Annotated in this window: 1 pseudogene; it reads right to left on the bottom strand. The window is 53.6% G+C overall.

The window, feature by feature from the left end:
* Window positions 1-338, bottom strand: a pseudogene (locus AZ66_RS29390) (group II intron reverse transcriptase/maturase); the annotation flags it as partial.
* Window positions 339-765 lie beyond the last annotated feature (427 nt).

Here is a 765-nt window from a genome sequence, read left to right as displayed (position 1 = left end):
CGCACGCCGCTTCCATCTGGTTTAGGGATCTCCTTGCGCCGCACCGGGCTTGGTTTATATTTCCCATCCCGGATACTTTGCAAGAGTTCGTCTCTGTTATCTCGCAGCCACGGTAGTGCCGCCTCGACGGTCATTCCGTCGATTCCCGGAGCCCCGTTGTTGCTTTTGACCTGCTTGTAGGCTCTATTCAGGTTGTCCCTGTTTAGTATCTTTTCAAGCAGGTCGTTTGCACCGTCTCTTTCTCTACCTTCCCGAACTTCGATGCTCCGCGCTCCTGCATACCCTTCGCGTTCCACGCTATCTCTTTGCCGGCAGCCCTTTCGGTATTCTGCTTTCATCGCATCGACTCTCCTTTCAGTCTGTACTCGAGACTACGATTGTTCAGCCCTTCCGCTCACCGCTGTTGCGGCTCGCGTACTATGGCGTCTGCTGACTTCTCACCGCAAGCTTTACTCCGTCTTTCGGATTTTTTTTCCTACTCCACGTCTGTGAGATCTCCCCGGGTAAGAGCGATAACTTTCCCCTCATCCATCTGCCACATCTACATGATGGGATTCGGGCAGTATTGGACTTTGCTTTGCATTGCAAGCTCGTCCGTCCCAGCATGCCTTATATGTGATTTCTGTTCGTCAGACCGAGGGTTTGCCTCCGGCTTCCTTCAGATTCGGCCTCACGACCGACACCCTTGCCTTCAGCTAACAGTTCCTACTGCCAAGCCTGTAGTGGACTTTCACCACCTAGTTATCGCCCATGCCGGGCGCACAA

The sequence above is a fragment of the Paenibacillus sp. E194 genome (assembly GCF_000935845.1).
Taxonomy (GTDB): Bacteria; Bacillota; Bacilli; order Paenibacillales; family Paenibacillaceae; genus Paenibacillus_B; species Paenibacillus_B alvei_B.
The sequence above is the reverse complement of the archived record's forward strand: the minus strand, read 5'-3'. Positions and strand labels throughout refer to the sequence as shown.